Source organism: Pseudomonas sp. CCOS 191, from assembly GCF_001007005.1.
In the GTDB taxonomy this organism is placed as follows: domain Bacteria; phylum Pseudomonadota; class Gammaproteobacteria; order Pseudomonadales; family Pseudomonadaceae; genus Aquipseudomonas; species Aquipseudomonas soli.
Map to the genome: position 1 here is coordinate 5,424,089 of NZ_LN847264.1, position 19,043 is coordinate 5,443,131.

Annotated in this window: 24 protein-coding genes; 10 read left to right on the plus strand and 14 right to left on the minus strand. The window is 66.4% G+C overall.

What is annotated here, in order from left to right; translation table 11 throughout:
- Entirely contained in the window at positions 1-1,887 is a 1,887-nt protein-coding gene (locus CCOS191_RS24175) for a TonB-dependent receptor domain-containing protein (RefSeq protein WP_046857313.1), read from the plus strand.
- Here the strand turns inward: CCOS191_RS24175 and CCOS191_RS24180 are convergent.
- The 12 genes from CCOS191_RS24180 to nrdR all read right to left on the minus strand — a co-directional run bounded on the left by CCOS191_RS24180 (position 1,865) and on the right by nrdR (position 10,584).
- Entirely contained in the window at positions 1,865-2,677 is an 813-nt protein-coding gene (locus CCOS191_RS24180; RefSeq protein ID WP_046857314.1) for a cobalamin-binding protein, read from the minus strand. The genes CCOS191_RS24175 and CCOS191_RS24180 overlap by 23 nt on opposite strands.
- Complete coding sequence (locus CCOS191_RS24185; RefSeq protein WP_023631164.1) at positions 2,677-3,096, minus strand: hypothetical protein; 420 nt, start codon at positions 3,094-3,096, stop codon at positions 2,677-2,679. Before CCOS191_RS24185 ends, CCOS191_RS24180 begins: the two co-directional genes overlap by 1 nt.
- The gene (gene ribA, locus CCOS191_RS24190) at positions 3,093-3,710 is read right to left on the minus strand and encodes a GTP cyclohydrolase II (protein ID WP_023631163.1); all 618 of its coding nucleotides are present in this window, start codon (positions 3,708-3,710) and stop codon (positions 3,093-3,095) included. The genes CCOS191_RS24185 and ribA overlap by 4 nt, the downstream gene beginning before the upstream one ends.
- Positions 3,711-3,859: 149 nt before the next feature.
- Positions 3,860-4,606 (minus strand): substrate-binding periplasmic protein, encoded by a 747-nt coding sequence (locus CCOS191_RS24195; RefSeq protein WP_046857315.1) that lies wholly within the window; start codon positions 4,604-4,606, stop codon positions 3,860-3,862.
- A 16-nt stretch (positions 4,607-4,622) separates the two neighbouring features.
- Positions 4,623-5,126 (minus strand): phosphatidylglycerophosphatase A family protein, encoded by a 504-nt coding sequence (locus tag CCOS191_RS24200; protein WP_023632630.1) that lies wholly within the window; start codon positions 5,124-5,126, stop codon positions 4,623-4,625.
- Positions 5,123-6,079 (minus strand): thiamine-phosphate kinase, encoded by a 957-nt coding sequence (thiL, locus tag CCOS191_RS24205; RefSeq protein ID WP_046857316.1) that lies wholly within the window; start codon positions 6,077-6,079, stop codon positions 5,123-5,125. Before thiL ends, CCOS191_RS24200 begins: the two co-directional genes overlap by 4 nt.
- Before the next feature lie 18 nt (positions 6,080-6,097).
- Complete coding sequence (gene nusB, locus CCOS191_RS24210) at positions 6,098-6,598, minus strand: transcription antitermination factor NusB (RefSeq protein ID WP_046857317.1); 501 nt, start codon at positions 6,596-6,598, stop codon at positions 6,098-6,100.
- Positions 6,595-7,071 (minus strand): 6,7-dimethyl-8-ribityllumazine synthase, encoded by a 477-nt coding sequence (ribH, locus tag CCOS191_RS24215; RefSeq protein ID WP_023631199.1) that lies wholly within the window; start codon positions 7,069-7,071, stop codon positions 6,595-6,597. The genes nusB and ribH overlap by 4 nt, the downstream gene beginning before the upstream one ends.
- A gap of 91 nt (positions 7,072-7,162) precedes the next feature.
- Positions 7,163-8,254 (minus strand): bifunctional 3,4-dihydroxy-2-butanone-4-phosphate synthase/GTP cyclohydrolase II, encoded by a 1,092-nt coding sequence (gene ribBA / locus CCOS191_RS24220; RefSeq protein WP_046857318.1) that lies wholly within the window; start codon positions 8,252-8,254, stop codon positions 7,163-7,165.
- An 18-nt stretch (positions 8,255-8,272) separates the two neighbouring features.
- A complete protein-coding gene (locus tag CCOS191_RS24225; protein WP_046857319.1) occupies positions 8,273-8,947 on the minus strand; it encodes a riboflavin synthase in 675 nt (224 codons plus the stop codon).
- Between the two features lie 42 nt (positions 8,948-8,989).
- A complete protein-coding gene (ribD, locus tag CCOS191_RS24230; RefSeq protein ID WP_046857320.1) occupies positions 8,990-10,117 on the minus strand; it encodes a bifunctional diaminohydroxyphosphoribosylaminopyrimidine deaminase/5-amino-6-(5-phosphoribosylamino)uracil reductase RibD in 1,128 nt (375 codons plus the stop codon).
- A 2-nt stretch (positions 10,118-10,119) separates the two neighbouring features.
- Positions 10,120-10,584: a transcriptional regulator NrdR gene (gene nrdR, locus CCOS191_RS24235; protein ID WP_009685710.1), complete on the minus strand. Its 465-nt coding sequence runs from the start codon at positions 10,582-10,584 to the stop codon at positions 10,120-10,122.
- 105 nt (positions 10,585-10,689) lie between these two features.
- On the opposite strand from nrdR, the gene CCOS191_RS24240 reads away from it, so the two are divergent.
- From CCOS191_RS24240 to trxA, 3 genes are read left to right on the plus strand one after another with little or no spacing between them, the layout of a single operon-like run.
- Positions 10,690-11,142: a YbaY family lipoprotein gene (locus CCOS191_RS24240; RefSeq protein WP_038707256.1), complete on the plus strand. Its 453-nt coding sequence runs from the start codon at positions 10,690-10,692 to the stop codon at positions 11,140-11,142.
- Positions 11,143-11,802 (plus strand): class I SAM-dependent methyltransferase, encoded by a 660-nt coding sequence (locus CCOS191_RS24245; protein ID WP_046857321.1) that lies wholly within the window; start codon positions 11,143-11,145, stop codon positions 11,800-11,802. It abuts the gene before it with no gap.
- A gap of 31 nt (positions 11,803-11,833) precedes the next feature.
- A complete protein-coding gene (gene trxA, locus CCOS191_RS24250) occupies positions 11,834-12,721 on the plus strand; it encodes a thioredoxin (protein WP_046857322.1) in 888 nt (295 codons plus the stop codon).
- Positions 12,722-12,903: 182 nt separating this feature from the next.
- On the opposite strand, the gene CCOS191_RS24255 is transcribed toward trxA, so the two are convergent.
- Positions 12,904-13,248 (minus strand): hypothetical protein, encoded by a 345-nt coding sequence (locus tag CCOS191_RS24255; RefSeq protein WP_046857323.1) that lies wholly within the window; start codon positions 13,246-13,248, stop codon positions 12,904-12,906.
- Positions 13,249-13,382: 134 nt separating this feature from the next.
- Between CCOS191_RS24255 and CCOS191_RS24260 the strand changes: the two genes are divergently transcribed.
- From CCOS191_RS24260 to CCOS191_RS24280, 5 genes are all read left to right on the plus strand, one after another.
- The gene (locus CCOS191_RS24260) at positions 13,383-13,952 is read left to right on the plus strand and encodes a DUF2796 domain-containing protein (protein WP_046857324.1); all 570 of its coding nucleotides are present in this window, start codon (positions 13,383-13,385) and stop codon (positions 13,950-13,952) included.
- The gene (locus CCOS191_RS24265; protein WP_046857325.1) at positions 13,953-14,663 is read left to right on the plus strand and encodes an ABC transporter ATP-binding protein; all 711 of its coding nucleotides are present in this window, start codon (positions 13,953-13,955) and stop codon (positions 14,661-14,663) included.
- Positions 14,663-15,928, plus strand: a complete 1,266-nt coding sequence (locus tag CCOS191_RS24270; protein WP_046857326.1) for an ABC transporter permease — start codon at positions 14,663-14,665, stop codon at positions 15,926-15,928. Before CCOS191_RS24265 ends, CCOS191_RS24270 begins: the two co-directional genes overlap by 1 nt.
- An 8-nt stretch (positions 15,929-15,936) precedes the next feature.
- Complete coding sequence (locus CCOS191_RS24275; protein WP_046857327.1) at positions 15,937-16,491, plus strand: DUF3299 domain-containing protein; 555 nt, start codon at positions 15,937-15,939, stop codon at positions 16,489-16,491.
- A 110-nt stretch (positions 16,492-16,601) separates the two neighbouring features.
- Complete coding sequence (locus CCOS191_RS24280) at positions 16,602-17,285, plus strand: OmpW/AlkL family protein (protein WP_046857328.1); 684 nt, start codon at positions 16,602-16,604, stop codon at positions 17,283-17,285.
- Here CCOS191_RS24280 and CCOS191_RS24285 read toward each other — a convergent pair.
- Positions 17,273-18,496: an MFS transporter gene (locus tag CCOS191_RS24285; RefSeq protein WP_046857916.1), complete on the minus strand. Its 1,224-nt coding sequence runs from the start codon at positions 18,494-18,496 to the stop codon at positions 17,273-17,275. The genes CCOS191_RS24280 and CCOS191_RS24285 overlap by 13 nt on opposite strands.
- Before the next feature lie 98 nt (positions 18,497-18,594).
- On the opposite strand from CCOS191_RS24285, the gene CCOS191_RS24290 reads away from it, so the two are divergent.
- A complete protein-coding gene (locus CCOS191_RS24290) occupies positions 18,595-19,035 on the plus strand; it encodes a winged helix-turn-helix transcriptional regulator (protein ID WP_046857329.1) in 441 nt (146 codons plus the stop codon).
- The last annotated feature ends 8 nt before the right edge of the window (positions 19,036-19,043 follow it).

Sequence of the window (19,043 nt, forward strand, 5' to 3'; positions counted from 1 at the left end):
ATGGAACTGCCCATGAAGATCCGCGCCCTCCCCCTGCTCTGCCTCCCCGCCGCCGCCCTGGCCGCCGAACCCTCCCGCGATGACGCCCTCAAGCTTCCCGACGTGCTGATCAGCGCCAGTCGCCAGGTCGAGTCGCGTACCGCCACCAGCGCCGCCAACACGGTGTTCACCCGTGCTGATATCGACCGTCTGCAACCCAGCAGCGTCACCGATCTGCTCGCCCGCGTGCCCGGCGTGCAGGTCGCGCCCACCGGCGGTCGCGGCAGCCTGCCGGGCATCTTCGTGCGCGGCACCAAGGCCGCCCAGACCCTGGTGTTGGTTGATGGCGTGCGCATCGCCAACGCCACCTCCGGCGACAGCGGCCTGCAGTTTCTCGGCATCGACCAGATCGAACGGGTGGAGGTGCTGCGCGGGTCGCGCTCGGCGGTTTATGGCAGCGACGCCATCGGCGGGGTGATCCAGATCTTCACCCGGCGGGGCGAGGGCCAAGGCCTGCAACCGCGCCTGCGCCTGGCGGCCGGCAGCAACCAGACCTGGCAGCGCAGCCTGGGCCTGTCCGGTGGTGATGGCGCGACCCGCTTCAACCTCGGCGCCAGCCTGGACGAGACGGCCGGCATCGATTCGACCGGGCCGTCGTATGCCAGCGATGGCGACCATGACGCCTATCGCAATCGTTCGGTCAACCTCAGCCTGAGCCATGCCTTCGATGAACGTTTCGAAACCGGCCTGAACCTGCTCGACAGTCGAGGCCGCAGCGAATACGACAACCCCTTTGGCCGCTTCGACATGGCCACCTTTCAGAGCTTCGGCCAAAAACCGTATACCGATTTTACAGTCAGCAGCTTGGGCACCTACCTGGACGCCCATCTCACCGACGCCTGGCATTCGCGCCTGGAGTTGGGCCACAGCGAAAACCGCGACGACAAACGCGACAAGCTCAGCGATGAGCGCTTCGTGTTCAACACCTATCGCGACCAGGTGACCTGGCAGAACGACTTCGTCGTGGATGAGCGCAGCAAGCTGCTGGCGGGCGTCGACTGGTACCAGGATCGCGTCCACGCCAGCACCGACCTCGCCGAGGACAGCCGCTTTAATCGCGCCGTATTCATCCAGCATCGCTTCACCGGTGAACACATCTCCACCGAATTGGGCGTGCGCCACGACCAGAACCAGCAGTTCGGCGGCCAGACCACCTGGAGCGGCAGCGTCACGGTACCGGTCAACGTCGACAACGATGTGTTGCTGTCCTACAGCGAAGGTTTCCGCGCACCGACGTTCAACGATCTGTACTACCCCCAGTACAGCAACCCGAACCTCGACCCCGAGCGCTCGAAAAGCTACGAGCTGCAGTGGCGCAGCCAACTAAGCAGAGAAAGCCGCCTGGAGGCGTCGCTGTACCGCACCGACCTGCGTGACGCGATCATCTTCGGCGCAGACTCCATCCCCCGTAACGTGGCCACGGCCCGGATCAACGGCTTTGAGCTGGGCCTGGAGCAGCAGTGGGGCGAATGGCGCAGCCAACTGGGCCTGGCCTTGATCGACCCACGCGATCGCGATAGCGGGCACACCCTCGCCCGCCGCGCCCGACGAACCTTGAGCCTGGATCTGGATCGACAATTCGAACGGTTCAGCCTGGGCGGTAGCTGGCAGGCGGTGAGCGGCAGCTACGATGACGAGGCCAATCGCAATGCGCTGGGTGGCTACGGCCTGCTTGGATTGCGTGGAGGCTGGGCCGCGAGCGACGAGGTTCGGCTGGAACTGAAACTCGACAACCTGCTGGACAAGCACTACAGCCGTGCACTGTACAGCTTCGACGGCAGCCAGTACGGTTACCGCGAAGAAGGACGCACCTGGCTGTTGAGCCTTACCTGGACACCGGCGCTCTAGCATCGAGCAACGCACACAACCGAGCAGTCGCCTCGATCATCTGCCCGCTGGGCCTCTCCAGGCCTTTGTCCGGCACCAGCAGCAAGCGCTCGCCCTTCACCGCGCTCAGCCGCGGCCAGTTGCGCCAACTGGCCAGTTGCGCCTCATCGCCCGCCAGGATCACCTCGGGGTCGCGCAGCAGCACCGACTCCACGCTGACCTGCGGGGCGGGCTGGGCCAGATCGTCGAACACATTGCGCGCCCCGCACACGCGCAAGGCGTCACTGACCACCTGGCGGCCACCCAAGGTGTACAGCGGCTTGTCCCAGACCTGGTAGAACACCCGCAGCGGCGCCTCACGCCGGTAGCGGTCGCGCAGCCCCTGCAACCGCTCACGCAGGCCGGCGGCATAGGCGCGGCCTTGCGCGTCACGGCCAATACGTTGGGCGATGGCTTCGATCTGGTCGATCAACTGGTCGAGGTTGCCGGGCTCGCCGCTGAACGTGGCGATGCCCAGGCGCCTGAGCTGGTCGCGCTGGGCCGGAGGCACGCTGCCGGGCCACAGCAGCAAGAGGTCGGGCTCGAGGCTTAACAGACGCTCCATGTCGAGCTGGCCATGACGGCCAACGGAAGGCAACCGGGCCAGCGCCGGCGGACGCTCGCCACCATCGAGCACACCGACCAGCAACTCGCCGGCGTCCAGTTCCAGAACGATCTCGGTCATCGATGGCGCCAGGCTGACTACCCGCGGCGCAGCCTCGGCCAAGGCGCCGAGGCACAGCAGCGATACACCGGCGAGCAGCGCCCGCATCAGCCGAGCTGGCGCGGGATGCGATAGAGGTACAGCAGCACCACGGTGGACAGCGCGAGGAGAATCTGCGGCACTGCCTCCAGCCCGACCAGCACCGACAGCGCGGCAACCCAGGCCGGGAAGCAGGCGAACAGCATGGCCAGGCGGCGCACCCGCGCCAGCTCGATCCAGGCGGCCGGCTCTTCGGCGCTGCCCAGCGCCTTGTCGGTGGCGATCAACGCCCGCTTGTACGCGCTGAAGCGCGGCAGGCTGAGGAACATGCTGGCGGCACCGGCGATGAACAGCGGCATGGCCAACACCGGGATCAGCGCCTCGCCGCCACCGAAGGCCCAGGCCATCACCGGCAGCGGCAGCAATCCCACGGCCAGGTACTGCCACCAGGCCAGCGCCAGCCGCCGCTTCACCTCTGTGCGTGTCACGCCTGGGGCACCTCGCCCTGGTGCTTGTTGCCCATCATGTGGCCGAGCTTGTCGGCCTTGGTGGCCAGGTACAGGCGGTTGTGCGGGTTGTGGCCAGTGTGCAGCGGCACGCGCTCGGCGACCTTGATGCTCATGTCGGTCAGGGCCTTTACCTTGCGCGGGTTGTTGGTCATCAGACGCAGCGACTTCACGCCCAGGTGCTCGAGCATCGGCAGGCACATGGCGTAGTCACGCTGATCGGCGGCGAAGCCCAGGCGCTCGTTGGCCTCGACGGTATCGGCACCGCCGTCCTGCAGCTCGTAGGCGCGGATCTTGTTCAGCAGGCCGATGCCACGGCCTTCCTGGCGCAGGTACAGCAATACGCCACGGCCTTCACGGGCGATGGCCTGCAATGCGGCCTCCAGCTGCGAGCCGCAGTCGCAACGCTGGCTGAACAGCGCATCGCCGGTCAGGCATTCGGAGTGCAGACGCCCCAGCACCGGCTCGCCGTCGGCGATATCACCCAGGCTGAGCACCACGTGCTCGCGGCCAGTGGCTTCGTCCAGGAAGCCATGCATGGTGAAGGTCGCAAAGGGAGTCGGGAGTTTCGAGGCGGCAACAAAGACGACGGGCACGTTGTGCTCCTGGGCAGTAGGATTTTTCAGATCGGCCGATTGTATCAGCAGCCCGGTGCAGGTGCGCAGGAGGAATATCGTGGCTTAAGATCGAAAAGTTAGATACATATGGCCCCACACCGGCCCCTGCGGGAGCGGACTGCGGGCACTTACTGATGGGGCAGCTGATCAACCGTGAACGGATAAGGCTGCTTCCAGCGCTCGAAGATCGGCTTCAGCTCGCCGCTGCGCACCAGTTGCTCCATGCGCCGGTCGAACAGGTCGCGCAAGGCTTTGCCCTGTTCACTGTGGGTGAAGGCCAGGTACAACGGCAGCTCGGCGACATGGGTGCGGCGAAAGCGCGTGGCATCGGGCGCCTGGCCAAGCACATAGTCGACCTCGGCGAGCGCATCGATGTAGAAATCGACCCGGTCATGCTCGAGCATCGGCAGGATGCCCTCGCGACGCTGGATCTCGCGGAAGTTGTGGACCTCGGGCAGATAGCTGGCGTAGTCGTAGCCGCGCACCCAGGCCAGCCGGTACTGGCCGATGGTCTCGAGCGTTGGCACCGGCTTGTCGACCAGGCCCAGGGCATAGATATGGTCCTGGTCGAAGTACCACTGCGGATACAGGTTGTCGGCGTTCTCTTCCTTGTAGGAGCCGACCCAGGCATCCGCCTCGCCGCGTTTCACCAGCCCGACGGCGCGGCTGTAGGGCGCGCTCTTGACCACGACCTTGACCCCGGCCGGCTCGAACACCTTGCGCAACACGTCCCAGGCCAGCCCGGTGCCATCGGCATTGGTGTAGTCGACCCACGCCTCGCTGACCAGACGCACCTGCGCCGGCGCCTCCTGGGCCATCGCACCCGGCCCCGCGACCAACAGCATCGATGCCAGCACCACAGCCTTCAGGCCCATCGCAACGCTCCCTGTATCAGGCCACCGCCCACACCAGAACCTGCATGCCCAGCCAGGCGAACACGCCGGCCAGGATATCGTCGAGCATGATCCCGAACCCACCATGCACATGGCGGTCGACCCAGCGGATCGGCCACGGTTTGAGGATGTCGAAGAAGCGGAACATCAGGAACCCCGCCAGCAGCCACTGCCAACCTTCCGGCACCAGCCACAGGGTGATCCACATGCCGACGATCTCGTCCCAGACAATGCCCTCATGGTCGTGCACGCGCAAGTCGTTGGCCACCTTGCCGCACAACCACACGCCGAACAGCATGCTGATGCCCAGCAACAGCCAGTAACCCCAGTCGGGCAGCATCTGCCACAGCGGGATGAACGGCAGCGCCACCAGCGAACCCCAGGTCCCCGGCGCCTTGGGCAAGGTGCCCGAGCCGAAGCCGAAGGCGATGAAGTGCCACGGGTTGCGCCAGACCGAAGGCGGAACGAACTCCGCAGGCACCTGGTTGGGGTGGTCGGTCACGGTGTCTCCCTGAAATGTTGATAGCCCCGTTGCACGGGGGTGATGTCCTGGCCTTGCGGGTCACGCAAGGTCACGCCCTGGCCTTCCAATACCCGGCCGATGACGTGCACCTCGCGGGCCAGGGCGGTCAGTGCGCTTTCCGGCACGGTGAACGCCAGCACATAGTCGTCACCACCGGTGAGCGCTGCATGCAAGGCCGCTTCTCGACCGAGGAAAGCCTGTAAAGGAGCAGACACGGGGACCTGCGCCAGGTTCACCTGCAGCGCAACACCGGACGCCTTGGCGATATGCCCGCAGTCGGCCAGCAGGCCGTCGGAAATATCCAGCGCCGCCGTGGCCAGGCCGCGCAAGCGCTCGCCCAGCTGCAGTTGCGGCAAGGGCGACCAGTAATGCTCGAGCAATGGCCCGGCCACATCGGCAGGCGCCTCGCGTTCGCCCAGCACCAGCGGCAAGGCCCCTGCCGCATTGCCCAGAAAACCACCGACACACAGCAGGTCGCCCGGCTGCGCGCCGCTGCGACGCAGCGCCTGGCCGGTCGGCACCCGGCCGAACACGGTCACGGTAATGCTCAACGGGCCACGGGTGGTGTCGCCACCAATCAGGCTGATACCGCAGCGCGCGGCCATGCGGCCGAGGCCGTCGGCAAAGCCGGCAAGCCATTGCGCGCCGACCTGGGGCAAGGTGAGGGCAAGGGTGAAGCCGACGGCCGTGGCGCCCATGGCCGCCAGGTCGCTGACCGCCACCGCCAGCGAACGCTGGCCGAGCAGCAACGGGTCGCAGACTGCAGGGAAATGCACACCGGCCACGAGCGTGTCGGTGGAGATCGCCAGCTGCTCGCCGGCAGGCAGGTCCAGCAGGGCACAGTCGTCGCCGATCCCCAGGGCCACGCCCTCGCCACCCTGCGCACAGGGCGCGGCGGCGAAGTAGTGACGGATCAGCTCGAACTCACCCATGGCTGGTCAGCGCCGCGATCAGCGCTTGTTCGCCTTGACTTCCGCCTCACGCAGACGCGGAGCCAGCTTGTCGAGCACGCCGTTGACGAACTTGTGACCGTCGGTGGCGCCGAAGACTTTCGCCAGTTCCACACCTTCGTTGATGACCACGCGGTACGGTACGTCGGCGCGCATCATGAACTCCCAGGTGGACAGGCGCAGCACGGCCAGTTCGACCGGGTCGAGCTCTTCCAATGGCGTGTCCAGGCAAGGCTTGAGCGCCTCGTCGATCTCGGCCTTCTTCGCTGGGACCCCGTGCAGGATCTCGCGGAAGTAGGCGCCGTCGATATCGGTGAAATCGTTGTCGACCCGGAACTGCGCTTCGACCTCGTTCAGCGAATGCTTGGCCATGTGCCACTGGTAGAGCGCTTGCGTGGCGAGCTTGCGGGCTTCGCGACGCTTGGCGCTCTTCGAGGGCTTGCCGGCATCCGCGGGTTTTGGATCGCGCGGGTTGAAACGATCGCTTTCGTCGCTAATCACTTGGCCTCCAACTGCGCCAGCAGGCTGACCATTTCCAGAGCGGACAGGGCAGCTTCGGCACCTTTGTTGCCGGCCTTGGTGCCGGAACGCTCGATGGCCTGTTCGATGGAGTCGACGGTCAGTACGCCGAAGGCCACCGGAACACCGAACTCCATGGACACCTGGGCCAGGCCCTTGGTGCACTCGCCCGCCACGTATTCGAAGTGCGGGGTACCGCCACGGATCACCGCGCCCAGGGCGACGATCGCGTCATAAGCGCCCTGCTGGGCGACTTTCTGTGCCACCAGCGGGATTTCGAACGCGCCCGGGGCACGGATGATGGTGATGTCGCTTTCGCTGACGCCGTGGCGTACCAGGGCATCGACTGCACCGCTTACCAGGCTTTCGACGACGAAGCTGTTGAAGCGGCCAACCACCAAAGCATAGCGACCTTTGGGGGCGATGAAGGTACCTTCGATGGTCTTCAGGGTCATTCCGGAGTTCTCATCTTCAAGAGCGAGGCCGCGCTGTGGCGGCCTCGGGAGGGTTTTGACTCGAGCTTAAGGGCGATCAGGCCGCCTCAAGTCACTCGGAGGGCACGTATTCTACAACTTCCAGATCGAATCCGGATATCGCATTGAACTTCATCGGCGAACTCATCAGGCGCATCTTGCGCACACCGAGGTCGCGCAGGATCTGCGAACCGGCACCGACGGTGCTGTAGGTGGTGGGTGCCTTGGGCTGTGCATCGCCCGCGCTTTCGCGGATGTGCGCCAGCAGCACGTCGCCGTCCAGCGGGTGGCCCAGCAGCAGGACCACGCCGCTGCCGGCCTCGGCCACCGCGGCCATGGCCGCGCGCAGGCTCCAGCGCCCCGGCTGCTTGACCAGCAGCAGGTCGCGCAGCGGGTCCATGTTGTGCACCCGCACCAGCGTCGGCTCTTCAGCGCAGATCTTGCCCAGCGTCAGGGCCATGTGCACGTCGCCTTCCACCGCGTCACGGTAGGTGACCAGGTTGAATTCGCCCAGCTCGCTCTCGACCGACTGCTCGGAAACGCGCTGCACGGTGCGCTCGTGGATCATGCGGTAGTGGATCAGGTCGGCGATGGTGCCGATCTTCAAGCCATGCTCGGCAGCGAACACTTCCAGCTCGGCGCGACGCGACATGGTGCCGTCGTCGTTCATCACCTCGCAGATCACCCCGCTCGGCTCGAAACCGGCCATGCGCGCCAGGTCGCAGGCGGCCTCGGTATGGCCGGCGCGGGCCAGGGTGCCGCCGGGCTGGGCCATCAGCGGGAAGATATGCCCAGGGCTGACGATGTCCTCGGCCTTGGCGTCCTTGGCCGCGGCAGCCTGCACGGTGCGGGCGCGGTCGGCGGCGGAGATGCCGGTGGTGACGCCTTCGGCGGCCTCGATCGACACGGTGAACTTGGTGCCGAAGCCCGAACCGTTGCGCGGCGCCATCAGCGGCAGCTTCAGGGTTTCGCAGCGCTCGCGGGTCATCGGCATGCAGATCAGGCCACGGGCGTGCTTGGCCATGAAATTGATGTGCTCGGGCAGGCAGCACTCGGCCGCCATGATGATGTCGCCTTCGTTCTCGCGGTCTTCGTCATCCATGAGGATGACCATTTTGCCCTGGCGGATGTCTTCGACCAGTTCTTCGATGCTGTTGAGCGCCACGCGGCACCCCCTTCTCAATCAGGATTTCAAGAAGCCGTTGGCGGCCAGGAAGCTTTCGGTGATGCCACTGCCTTTGCTCGGCTCGGCGGCCTTGTCGCCCAGCAGCAGACGCTCCAGGTAACGGGCCAGCAGGTCGACCTCAAGGTTCACCCGACGCCCTGCGCGGTAGTCGGCCATGATGGTTTCGGACAGGGTGTGCGGGACGATGGTCAGCTCGAACTCGGCGCCATCGACTTCGTTGACCGTCAGGCTGGTGCCGTCGACGGTGATCGAGCCCTTGTGGGCGATGTACTTGGCCAGCTCCTTGGGTGCGCGCACGCGGAACTGGATGGCGCGGGCGTTATCGGCGCGCGAGACGATCTCGCCGACACCGTCGACGTGGCCGCTGACCAGGTGGCCGCCCAGGCGGGTGGTCGGGGTCAGGGCCTTTTCCAGGTTGACCCGGCTGCCGCTCTTGAGGTCGACCATGGCGGTACGCTTGAGGGTCTCGACGCTGACGTCGGCCCAGAAGCCGTCGCCGGGCAGCTCGACGGCGGTCAGGCACACGCCGTTGACCGCGATGCTGTCGCCGAGCTTGACGTCGGCCAGGTCGAGCTTGCCGGTTTCAACGTAGACGCGCACGTCACCGCCCTTGGGGGTGAGGCTGCGGATGGTGCGGATGGTGCCGATGGATTCGATGATGCCGGTGAACATGCTGTTCTCCTCAAGTACGGGCTGCGCGAAGCAAGCCAGGCATTATACGCCGGGGGCCGGCAGGGGGATGGCAGTGACTCGCCAGTCATCGCCGACCGCGCGCATGTCGATGATCTTCAGCCGCGGCGCCTCGCTCATTTTCGACAGCGGCCAGTCCAGCAGCGGACGGGCGTCGGAGCCGAGGAAGGTGCCGGCAACGAACAATTGGTACTCGTCGACCAGGCCCTGGCGGGCGAAGGCGCCGACCAGGCCGGCGCCGGCTTCCAGGAGGATTTCGTTGACGCCCCGCCCGGCCAGCACCCGCAGCAGGGCCGGCAAGTCGACGCGGCCGTCGCTGCCGGGCAGGTCGAGCAGCTCATGACCGGCGGCGGCATAACGAGGGTCCTCGCCGGCGGCGGTCACCACCAGCGCCGGGCCGGCCTGGAAGAACGGCGCGTCCAGTGGCAGGCGCAGGCGCCCGTCGATCAGCACGCGCAGCGGCGGGCGCGACACGGCCAGGGCGGTGAGCGCCTCATCCAGGCCAAGTTCCTCGCCACGCACGGTCATGCGGGCATTGTCGAACAGCACGCTCTCGGCGCTGGTCAGTACCACGCTGGACCGGGCGCGCAGGCGCTGGACCGCGGCGCGGGCGGCGGGGCCGGTGATCCACTGGCTCTCGCCACTGGCCATGGCAGTGCGACCGTCCAGGCTCATGGCCAGCTTGGCGCGCACGAATGGCAGGCCGTGCTCCATACGCTTGAGGAAGCCTGGGTTGAGGGCGCGGGCCTCGGCTTCGAGCACCCCGCTGGCAACCTCGATGCCGGCCTCGCGCAGACGGCGCAGGCCATTGCCGGCCACTTGCGGGTTGGGGTCCTGCATGGCCGCCACCACCCGCGCCACCCCGGCGTTGACCAGGGCTTCGGCGCACGGCGGCGTGCGCCCATGGTGGCTGCAGGGCTCGAGGGTGACGTAGGCACAGGCGCCTCGGGCGCGCTCGCCGGCCTGGCGCAGGGCGTGGACCTCGGCGTGCGGCTCGCCAGCACGCACATGCCAGCCCTCGCCGACCACCTCGCCATCGCGCACGATCACGCAGCCCACGCGGGGGTTGGGGTGGGTGCTGTACAGGCCCTTGCGGGCCAGTTCCACGGCCCGGGCCATGTAGTGGGCGTCGAGAATGGCTTGGCTGGACATGCTTACTCTTTGGCTGGCTCGCGGGCCAGGCGGTCGATTTCTTCGCGGAATTCGTCGAGGTCCTGGAAACGTCGGTAGACCGAGGCGAATCGGATGTAGGCCACTTCGTCGAGCTTGCGCAACTCGGCCATCACCATCTCACCGACCACCAACGACTTCACTTCGCGCTCGCCAGTGGCACGCAGGCGGCTCTTGATGTGCGCCAACGCCGCTTCCAGGCGCTCGACGCTGACCGGGCGCTTTTCCAGCGCGCGCTGCATGCCGGCGCGCAGCTTGTCTTCATCGAAGGGCTGGCGCGTGCCGTCCTGCTTGATCAGCCGCGGCAGCACCAGCTCGGCGGTTTCGAAGGTGGTGAAACGTTCGCCGCAGGCGACGCACTCGCGACGGCGACGCACCTGTTCGCCCTCGGCGACCAGGCGCGAGTCGATGACCTTGGTGTCGTTGGCGCCGCAAAACGGACAGTGCATGGTGGCAGGCAACAAAAAAAGGGAGGGCCATGGTAGCGCATTGCACTGGCAAGACAAGCCAAAGGGGTTACCATCCATGCAAATCTGCCCGTGAAGGACGACCCCATGTACCCTCGAGCGCTCGTCGTGCTGTGTTGCGCCGCCCTGCTCGCCGCCTGCGGCAGCGACCGCCCCAAGCCGGAACAAGCCCCGGCGCCGGTGCCGGCCAAGGTGGCAAAGAAGACCGAACCCCTGGGCCCGCTGCCGGCCTACCAGCGCGAGCTGAGCGGTACCCTGATGGAAATCCCGGCAGGTGCCGATGTGGAGCTGGCCCTGCTGGTGATCGACGAGCGTGGCCGCCCGCAGCAACTGCTGGCCAGCAGCACCCTGAGCGGCACCGGCCAGGCCCTGCCCTACCGCCTGCGCTTCAACCCCGAAGCCTTCCCGGCCGGCGCGCGGGTCGAACTGCGCGGCCGCGCCAGCCGCTCCGGCCAGTTGATCCTGCACCTGCCTCCGGTACCCATCGCCCAGGCCCAGACCCAGGCCACCGGCCCGCTGCGCTTCGAAAAGGCACCGTAGATGGCCCCGCTGGCCCTGCAACAGGCCTTGAGCGGCCTGATCGGCGAAGCACGCCTTATCGTCAGTGAACTGCCCGAATGCGACCTGAAGCTCTGGTTGATCGACGACCAGAACATGGATCGCGCATTCAGCAGCGAGGAAACCCGGCGCATTCTCGAAGAGCCGCCCTACTGGAGCTTCTGCTGGGCCAGCGGCCTGGCCATGGCGCGCTACCTGGCCGAGCAGCCGCACTGGGTACGTGGCAAGCGCGTGCTGGACTTCGGCGCCGGCTCCGGCATCGCCGGGATCGCCGCCGCCCGGGCCGGCGCGCTGGAGGTGGTGGCCTGCGACCTCGACCCGCTGGCCCTGGACGCCTGTCGCGCCAACGCCGCACTGAACGGCGTGACGCTGGGCTACAGCAGCGATTTTTTCGCCGAGGCCGATCGCTTCGACCTGATCCTGGTCGCCGATGTGCTCTACGACCGCGCCAACCTGCCGTTGCTGGACGCATTCCTCGGCCGTGGCCGCCAGGCGCTGGTGGCCGACTCGCGGGTGCGCGATTTCAGCCACCCGCTGTACCGCCCGCTCGGCGTGCTGGAGGCGCTGACCCTGCCGGATCTGGCCGAGCCGCACGAATTCCGCCGGGTCAGCCTGTACCACGCCAGCCGCGAGCCCTTATAGTGGGGGCATTCACGGATTTGCGAGAGTTGCGATGAGCCAAGCGCCAGTTAACCAAAGCCTGCCCTATATCTTCGATGCCACCGATGCCAACTTCCAGCAACTGGTCATCGAGAACTCCTTCCACAAGCCGGTGCTGGTCGACTTCTGGGCCGAATGGTGCGCGCCGTGCAAGGCGCTGATGCCGCTGCTGGCGAAGATCGCCGAGGGTTACCAGGGCGAGCTGCTGCTGGCCAAGATCAACTGCGACGTCGAGCAGCAGATCGTCGCCCAGTTCGGCATCCGCAGCCTGCCGACCGTGGTGCTGTTCAAGGATGGCCAACCGGTCGACGGCTTTGCCGGCGCGCAGCCCGAGTCGGCCATCCGCGCCATGCTCGAACCCCATGTGCAGATGCCCGCGCCGCCCGCCGCCGCGCCGCTGGAGCAGGCCAAGGCGCTATTCGCCGAAAGTCGCTTCAGCGAGGCCGAGGCCCTGCTGCAGGTGCTGCTGGGTGAAGACAACAGCAATGCCGAGGCGCTGATCCTCTACGCCCGCTGCCTGGCCGAGCGCGGCGAGCTGGGCGAGGCCCAGGTGGTGCTCGACGCGGTCAAGACCGACGAGCACAAGGCCGCACTGGCCGGCGCCAAGGCCCAGCTGACCTTCCTGCGCCAGGCCGCCAGCCTGCCGGAAGCCGCGGAGCTGAAGAGCCGCCTGGCGCAGAATCCGCAGGATGACGAAGCAGCCTACCAGCTGTGCATCCAGCAGTTGGCACGCCAGCAGTACGAGGCCGCGATGGATGGGTTGCTGAAGCTGTTCCAGCGCAACCGCGCCTACGAGAACGGCCTGCCGCAGAAGGCGCTGCTACAGGTATTCGAGCTGCTGGGCACCGAGCATCCGCTGGTCAGTGTGTACCGCCGCAAGCTGTCCTCAGCGTTGTTCTGAGGCTGCTGGGGCTGCTATGCAGCCCTTTCGCCGGCAAGCCGGCTCCCACCCCGACCGCAGCCCCTCAAGCCAAGCGCCATCTCTGTGGATGGCTTGCCAAAGCTAAAAGACAGTTGCTCCCTCAGAAACACGCGGTGCCTGTGGGAGCCGGCTTGCCGGCGAAAGGGCCGCACGGCGGCCCCTCATCCCACCCAGCGATACACCGGCGCATCCACGCCACTTTCCACCTTCACCTCACTGCTATGGCGCAAGCGCACCAGCAGCCGCTTGCCTGCCACCACGCTTCCGGCCAAACCTTCCAGACGCTCCAGCAGCTCCGGACCACCCATCTGCCCCGCCTGACGCAGCACTTCACGCGCCGCCGCCCACTGTCCGTCATCCTGTCGGGGTACGGGACTGGCGCTGACCGGCGCAGCTTCCACCGGCGCCTGGACATCCATCCTACGCCCCAGCTGCGCCCATTCATGCGGCTCCAGCTCGACAGTCAGGTCCACCGGCCACGCGCCGATCTGTCCACGAATTCTCACGATTATTTCCTTGTTTCCAGGCTCGATTACGCCATGCTCCCACGAACATGAAACCTGTGCCAGGCAGGCTGGCGGGGCAAATGCAAATTGTTATAACATCACAAATTCATTCCAAGCCGCCTGTGGAGCCGTCCATGCGTCGTCTGTTGCTCGCCCTGCCCTTTGCCCTGCTTCCCCTGGCCGTGGCCCATGCCCACGACGATCACGACCATGAACATGACCACGATCACGCCCATGGCACCCTCGGCGCCCATGAGCACGGCGTGGCCAAGCTCAACGCGGTAATCGACGGCAACGTCCTCGAGCTGGCGCTGGACAGTCCGGCGATGAACCTGGTCGGCTTCGAACACGCCGCCAGCAGCGACGCCGACAAAGCCAAGGTCGCCGCCGCACGCCAGCAGCTCGAACAACCCCTGAAGTTGTTCGCCATCGCCCAGGCCGCTGGTTGCAAGGAGGAGGCCCAGGAGCTGGAAAGCCCGCTGTTCGGGAATGCCCCCGAGGCTGGCGGCAACACCCACCAGCACGCCGACATCAATGCCCGTTACCAGCTGACCTGCGCCACCCCGGGCAAACTCACCCAGATCGACCTCGGCCGCCTGTTCAAAACCTTCCCGCAAACCCAGAAGATCAACGTGCAACTGATCGGTCCGAATGGCCAGAAAGGCGTGGAAGCCACCCCCGCCAAGGCCGTGGTCGAGTTCTGAATGAGCCAGCCGCTGATCGAACTGCATGACCTGGTGTTCGCCTGGCCTGGCCAGGCGCCGCTGCTGGAGATCCCGGCGTTTCGCCTGGAGCCCGGCGAGGCGTTGTTCCTCAAGGGCCCCAGCGGCAGTGGCAAGACCACCCTGCTCGGCCTGTTGGGCGGGGTCAACCGCCCAGGCCAGGGCAGCATCCGCCTGCTCGGCCAGGACTTGGCGACCTTGGGCCAGGGCGCGCGCGACCGCTTCCGGGTCGATCACACCGGCTACATCTTCCAGCAGTTCAACCTGCTGCCGTTCCTCTCGGTGCGCGAAAACGTCGAGCTGCCCTGCCGCTTCTCGAAAAGCCGTGCCGCTCGCGCCGCCCAGCGCCACGGCAGCATCGACCAGGCCGCGGCCCAGTTGCTCGCCCACCTGGGCCTGGACGATCCGGCCCTGCTCGCCCGCCGCGCCGACAGCCTGTCGATCGGGCAACAGCAGCGGGTCGCCGCGGCCAGGGCGCTGATCGGCCAGCCCGAGCTGGTGATCGCCGACGAGCCTACCTCGGCCCTGGACGCTGACACCCGCGAAGCGTTCATTCGCCTGTTGTTCGACGAATGCCGCGACGCCGGCGCCAGCCTGCTGTTCGTCAGCCATGACCAGAGCCTGGCGCCGCTGTTCGACCGCCACCTGTCCCTGGCCGAGCTCAATCGCGCCGCCAAGCCCCGGGAGGCCTGATGTACCTGCTTCGCCTTGCCCTGGCCAGCCTGGCCAACCGCCGTTTCACCGCCCTGCTCACCGCGTTCGCCATCGCCCTGTCGGTGTGCTTGCTGCTGGCCGTCGAGCGGGTACGCACCGAAGCCCGCGCCAGTTTCGCCAGCACCATCAGCGGCACCGACCTGATCGTCGGCGCCCGTTCGGGGTCGGTGAATCTGCTGCTGTACTCGGTGTTCCGCATCGGCAATGCCACCAACAACATCCGCTGGGACAGCTACGAGTATTACGCCAAGGATCCACGGGTGAAGTGGGCGATCCCGATTTCCCTGGGCGATTCACACCGCGGCTACCGGGTGATGGGCACCAGCGCCGACTACTTCAGCCATTACCAGTTCGGTCGCCGCCAGCACCTGGCACTCGACCAGGGCCGGGCGTTCGCCGACGATCCGTTCGAAGTGGTGCTGGGTGCCGAAGTCGCCGAGGCGCTGCACTACAAACTGGGTGACAAGCTGGTGCTGGCGCACGGCGTGGCCGCCATCAGCCTGATCAAGCATGACGACAAGCCATTCACCGTGGTCGGCGTGCTCGAACGCACCGGCACCCCGGTGGACCGCACCCTGCACATCAGCCTGGCAGGGATGGAAGCGATTCACATCGACTGGCACAACGGCGTCCCGGCCCGTGGCGCCGGGCGCATCAGTGCCGAGCAGGCCCGCGCCATGGACCTGCAACCCACCGCCATCACCGCCTTCATGCTCGGGCTCAACAGCAAGATCGCCACTTTCAGCCTGCAGCGCGAGATCAACGAGTACCGTGCCGAGCCCCTGCTGGCGATCCTGCCCGGCGTGGCCCTGCAGGAGCTGTGGAGCCTGATGGGCACGGCCGAGCAGGCATTGTTCGTGGTGTCGTTGTTCGTCGTGCTCACCGGCCTGATCGGCATGCTCACCGCGATTCTCACCAGCCTCAACGAACGTCGCCGGGAAATGGCCATCCTGCGCTCGGTGGGGGCCCGTCCCTGGCACATCGCCGGGCTGCTGGTGCTCGAGGCACTGGCCCTGGCCTTGTCGGGCATCGCCGCCGGGCTTGGCTTGCTGTATGCCGGCATAGCCCTGGCACAGGGCTATGTGCAGGCCAATTACGGGCTGTACCTGCCATTGGCCTGGCCAAGCGCCCATGAGTGGACGCTGCTGGCTATCATCCTTGGCGCGGCGCTGCTGATGGGCAGCGTGCCGGCCTGGCGCGCCTACCGACAGTCGCTGGCCGATGGCCTGTCGATTCATCTTTGAGAACCTTCATGAGCGCGACATCCATGGACAACAGGCAGGCTTCCACTGCTTGGCATTACCTGTTACTGGCAGTGGTGTTGCTGGCATCCACGGTGTGTGCCGCCGAACCTCGTGAACTGGACTGGCCCGCGTTGATCCCCGAAGGCGCGCCGATCATCCCGCCGCAACTGACGCCGCTGCACGACCTGTCGCAGATCAGCGACGCGCTGGCCGCCGAGGCCGCCCCCGCCGCCCGCCAGCAGGCGCCCAACGCGCCGGTGGTAAAGGCACTGGACGGCCAGCCGGTGAAGATCCCCGGCTACATCGTGCCACTGGAGGTCAGCGACGAAGGCCGCACCACCGAGTTCCTCCTGGTGCCCTACTACGGCGCCTGCATCCACGTGCCACCGCCGCCCTCGAACCAGATCGTGCACATCTTCAGCGAGATGGGCGTGCGTATCGAAGACCTCTATCAACCCTACTGGATCGAAGGCACGATGCAGGTCAAGGCGTCCAGCAGCGAGCTGGCCGATGCGGGCTACCAGATGGAAGCCGAGAAAATCTACGCTTATGAGCTGAAGTGAGAACTGTGCACGCCCGTTTGAAGAGGCTTCGTTGAGCTGGGTCAAACTTTCTGTTTAGTCAGCTTCGTACCATTGGACTACTCGATTACTCACGTCCTCTGGGAGCTTCCATGAACAAGTCCTTGCTCAGTGCCTCGCTCGTCGCGTTGGCGCTCGCAGCCCCTGTTGCCCACGCCCACCAGGCGGGGGATTTCATCCTCCGCGCCGGCGCCATCACCACCGCGCCGAACGAAAGCAGCGGTGACATCAAGCTCGATGGCGCCAAGGTCTCGGGCACCAAGGCGACCCTGGACAGCGACACCCAGCTGGGCCTGGCCTTCGCCTACATGCTCACCGACCACATCGGCCTCGAGCTGCTGGCCGCCACGCCGTTCCAGCACAAAGTCGGCGTCAAGGGCCTCGGCCCAGGCCTGGATGGCAAGCTGGCCGACATCAAGCAGCTGCCACCGACCCTGTCGCTGCAGTACTACCCGATGGAGCCAAGCTCCAAATTCCAGCCCTACGCTGGCGTGGGCATCAACTACACGATGTTCTTCGATGAAGACCTGAGCAGCAACCGCAAGGCCCAGGGCTTCAGCAACATGAAGCTGAAGGACTCGGTAGGCATCGCCGGCCAGTTGGGCATGGACTACATGCTCACCGACAACCTGCTGCTCAACGCCGCGGTCTGGTACGTCGACATCGACACCAAGGCCAGCATCGATGGCCCGAGCGCCCTGGGCGTCGGCAAGACCAAGGTCGACGTGGACGTCGATCCATGGGTCTACATGGTCGGCATCGGCTACAAGTTCTGATCCGCAGGCAAGCCCGTTCCTTCTGGAGCGGGCTTGCCCCGCGCTGTCTCGCCCCACCACAGGTACCCCCAGTAGCCCCAGGCAACCGCGCTTATCCCCGCCCCCAACCCGCACACCGCCACCCAGCCCCACTGCCCATACACCCAGGTCGCCACGACCGCACCCACCCCGCTGCCGACCGAATAGCAGCACATGTAGGCACCGATCAGCCGGCTGGCCATCTCGCCGCGCCCCGCCAGCAACAGGCTCTGGTTAGTCACATGCACGGCCTGCACGGCCAGGTCCAGCATCAGCACCCCGATCACCAGCGCCAGCAATGACTGCTCCAGGTAGGCGCTGGGCAGCCATGACAACGTCAACAGCCCGAGCGCCCATCCGCTCACCCGCCGGCCCTGCCCCTGATCCGCCAGGCGCCCGGCACGCGACGCCGCCAGCGCGCCAGCCACGCCGGCCAGGCCGAACAGCCCGACCTGTGTATGGTCCAGAGCCAGGGGCGCGGCGCTCAGGGGCAACACCATTGCGCTCCACAACACGCTGAACGCCGCGAAGATCAGCACCGCAAACACACCGCGCTGACGTAGCAGACGGTCATGCCGGTACAAGCGCAGCACTGAAACCAGCAGTACCCTATAGCGCTGCCTCGGCCCCTGCGGCCTGACAGCAGGCAAGCGCCAGGCCAGCAACAACGCCATGGCCAACGCCAGCCCCGCCGCCACGACGTATACGCCGTGCCAGCCCAGCAGGTCAGCCAGTGCACCCGAGACCAAGCGCGCTGACAGGATGCCCAGTACCACGCCACTGGTGACAGTCCCCACCGCCTGCCCCTGCTGAGCTGGCGTGGCCAGTGTGGCGGCATGCGCGACCATCACCTGCACCACTACCGCAGCCAGGCCAACCATGGCCATCGCCACCAGCAGCATGGCCCAGTCCACGGCAAACGCCACGGCCAACAGCGCGCCGGCCGATGCCAGCAACTGGCCAACGATCAGCCGGCGGCGATCGACCAGGTCGCCCAGCGGCACGATCAGCAACAGACCCAAGGCATAGCCGGCCTGGGTCATGCCCACCACCAGGCCGACGCGCGCAGCGCTTACGCCGAGGCTTGCGGCCATGGCCTCCAGCAGCGGCTGGGCGAGGTACACAGTGGCCACGGCCAAGGCGCAGGCGGCAGCCAGCAACAGCGTCAATCCGCGGGTGAGCGGTGGCATCAGCAATCCCTCCAAACCTGGTTTCAATTTAAAACCATGAAACTGGATTTCTAGCAAACATGGTTTTATTCTGCAACCAGATCACACCCAAGGAACGCCTCATGCTCGACGAGAACAACCAGCAATGCCCAGTGGCCCGCGCCCTGGAGGTGCTCGGCGACCGCTGGGCGCTGATGATCCTGCGCGATGCCTTCGATGGCCCGTGCCGTTTCAGCGAATTGCAGAAAAACCTCGGGCTGGCGAAGAACATCCTCGCTTCGCGCCTGAAACTGCTGGTGGAGGCCGGGCTACTGGCACAGCAGCCTGCATCCGATGGCAGTGCCTACAAGGAATATGTGCTGACGGAAAAGGGCCGCTCGGTGTTTCCGATCGTGATCGGCTTGCGCCAATGGGGGGAGCGGCACCTGTTCACGTCAGGAGAGTCACGCTCGCAGTTGGTCGATGATCGCGGCCAGGGGCTGGAGACGTTGCAGGTGCGGGCCCGGGACGGGCGAGTGCTGGGGCCGGAGGATTGTCGGCGACAGCTGATCCGGCATTCGTGACGTCATCG

Coding starts and splice junctions, on each gene's coding strand:
- CCOS191_RS24175 (WP_046857313.1), top strand. CDS start 1: ATGGAACTGCCCATGAAGATCCGCGCCCTCCCCCTGCTCTGCCTCCCC.
- CCOS191_RS24180 (WP_046857314.1), bottom strand. CDS start 2,677: ATGCGGGCGCTGCTCGCCGGTGTATCGCTGCTGTGCCTCGGCGCCTTG.
- CCOS191_RS24195 (WP_046857315.1), bottom strand. CDS start 4,606: ATGGGCCTGAAGGCTGTGGTGCTGGCATCGATGCTGTTGGTCGCGGGG.
- thiL (WP_046857316.1), bottom strand. CDS start 6,079: ATGGGTGAGTTCGAGCTGATCCGTCACTACTTCGCCGCCGCGCCCTGT.
- ribH (WP_023631199.1), bottom strand. CDS start 7,071: ATGACCCTGAAGACCATCGAAGGTACCTTCATCGCCCCCAAAGGTCGC.
- CCOS191_RS24225 (WP_046857319.1), bottom strand. CDS start 8,947: ATGTTCACCGGCATCATCGAATCCATCGGCACCATCCGCACCATCCGC.
- ribD (WP_046857320.1), bottom strand. CDS start 10,117: ATGTCCAGCCAAGCCATTCTCGACGCCCACTACATGGCCCGGGCCGTG.
- nrdR (WP_009685710.1), bottom strand. CDS start 10,584: ATGCACTGTCCGTTTTGCGGCGCCAACGACACCAAGGTCATCGACTCG.
- CCOS191_RS24240 (WP_038707256.1), top strand. CDS start 10,690: ATGTACCCTCGAGCGCTCGTCGTGCTGTGTTGCGCCGCCCTGCTCGCC.
- CCOS191_RS24245 (WP_046857321.1), top strand. CDS start 11,143: ATGGCCCCGCTGGCCCTGCAACAGGCCTTGAGCGGCCTGATCGGCGAA.
- trxA (WP_046857322.1), top strand. CDS start 11,834: ATGAGCCAAGCGCCAGTTAACCAAAGCCTGCCCTATATCTTCGATGCC.
- CCOS191_RS24260 (WP_046857324.1), top strand. CDS start 13,383: ATGCGTCGTCTGTTGCTCGCCCTGCCCTTTGCCCTGCTTCCCCTGGCC.
- CCOS191_RS24265 (WP_046857325.1), top strand. CDS start 13,953: ATGAGCCAGCCGCTGATCGAACTGCATGACCTGGTGTTCGCCTGGCCT.
- CCOS191_RS24270 (WP_046857326.1), top strand. CDS start 14,663: ATGTACCTGCTTCGCCTTGCCCTGGCCAGCCTGGCCAACCGCCGTTTC.
- CCOS191_RS24275 (WP_046857327.1), top strand. CDS start 15,937: ATGAGCGCGACATCCATGGACAACAGGCAGGCTTCCACTGCTTGGCAT.
- CCOS191_RS24280 (WP_046857328.1), top strand. CDS start 16,602: ATGAACAAGTCCTTGCTCAGTGCCTCGCTCGTCGCGTTGGCGCTCGCA.
- CCOS191_RS24290 (WP_046857329.1), top strand. CDS start 18,595: ATGCTCGACGAGAACAACCAGCAATGCCCAGTGGCCCGCGCCCTGGAG.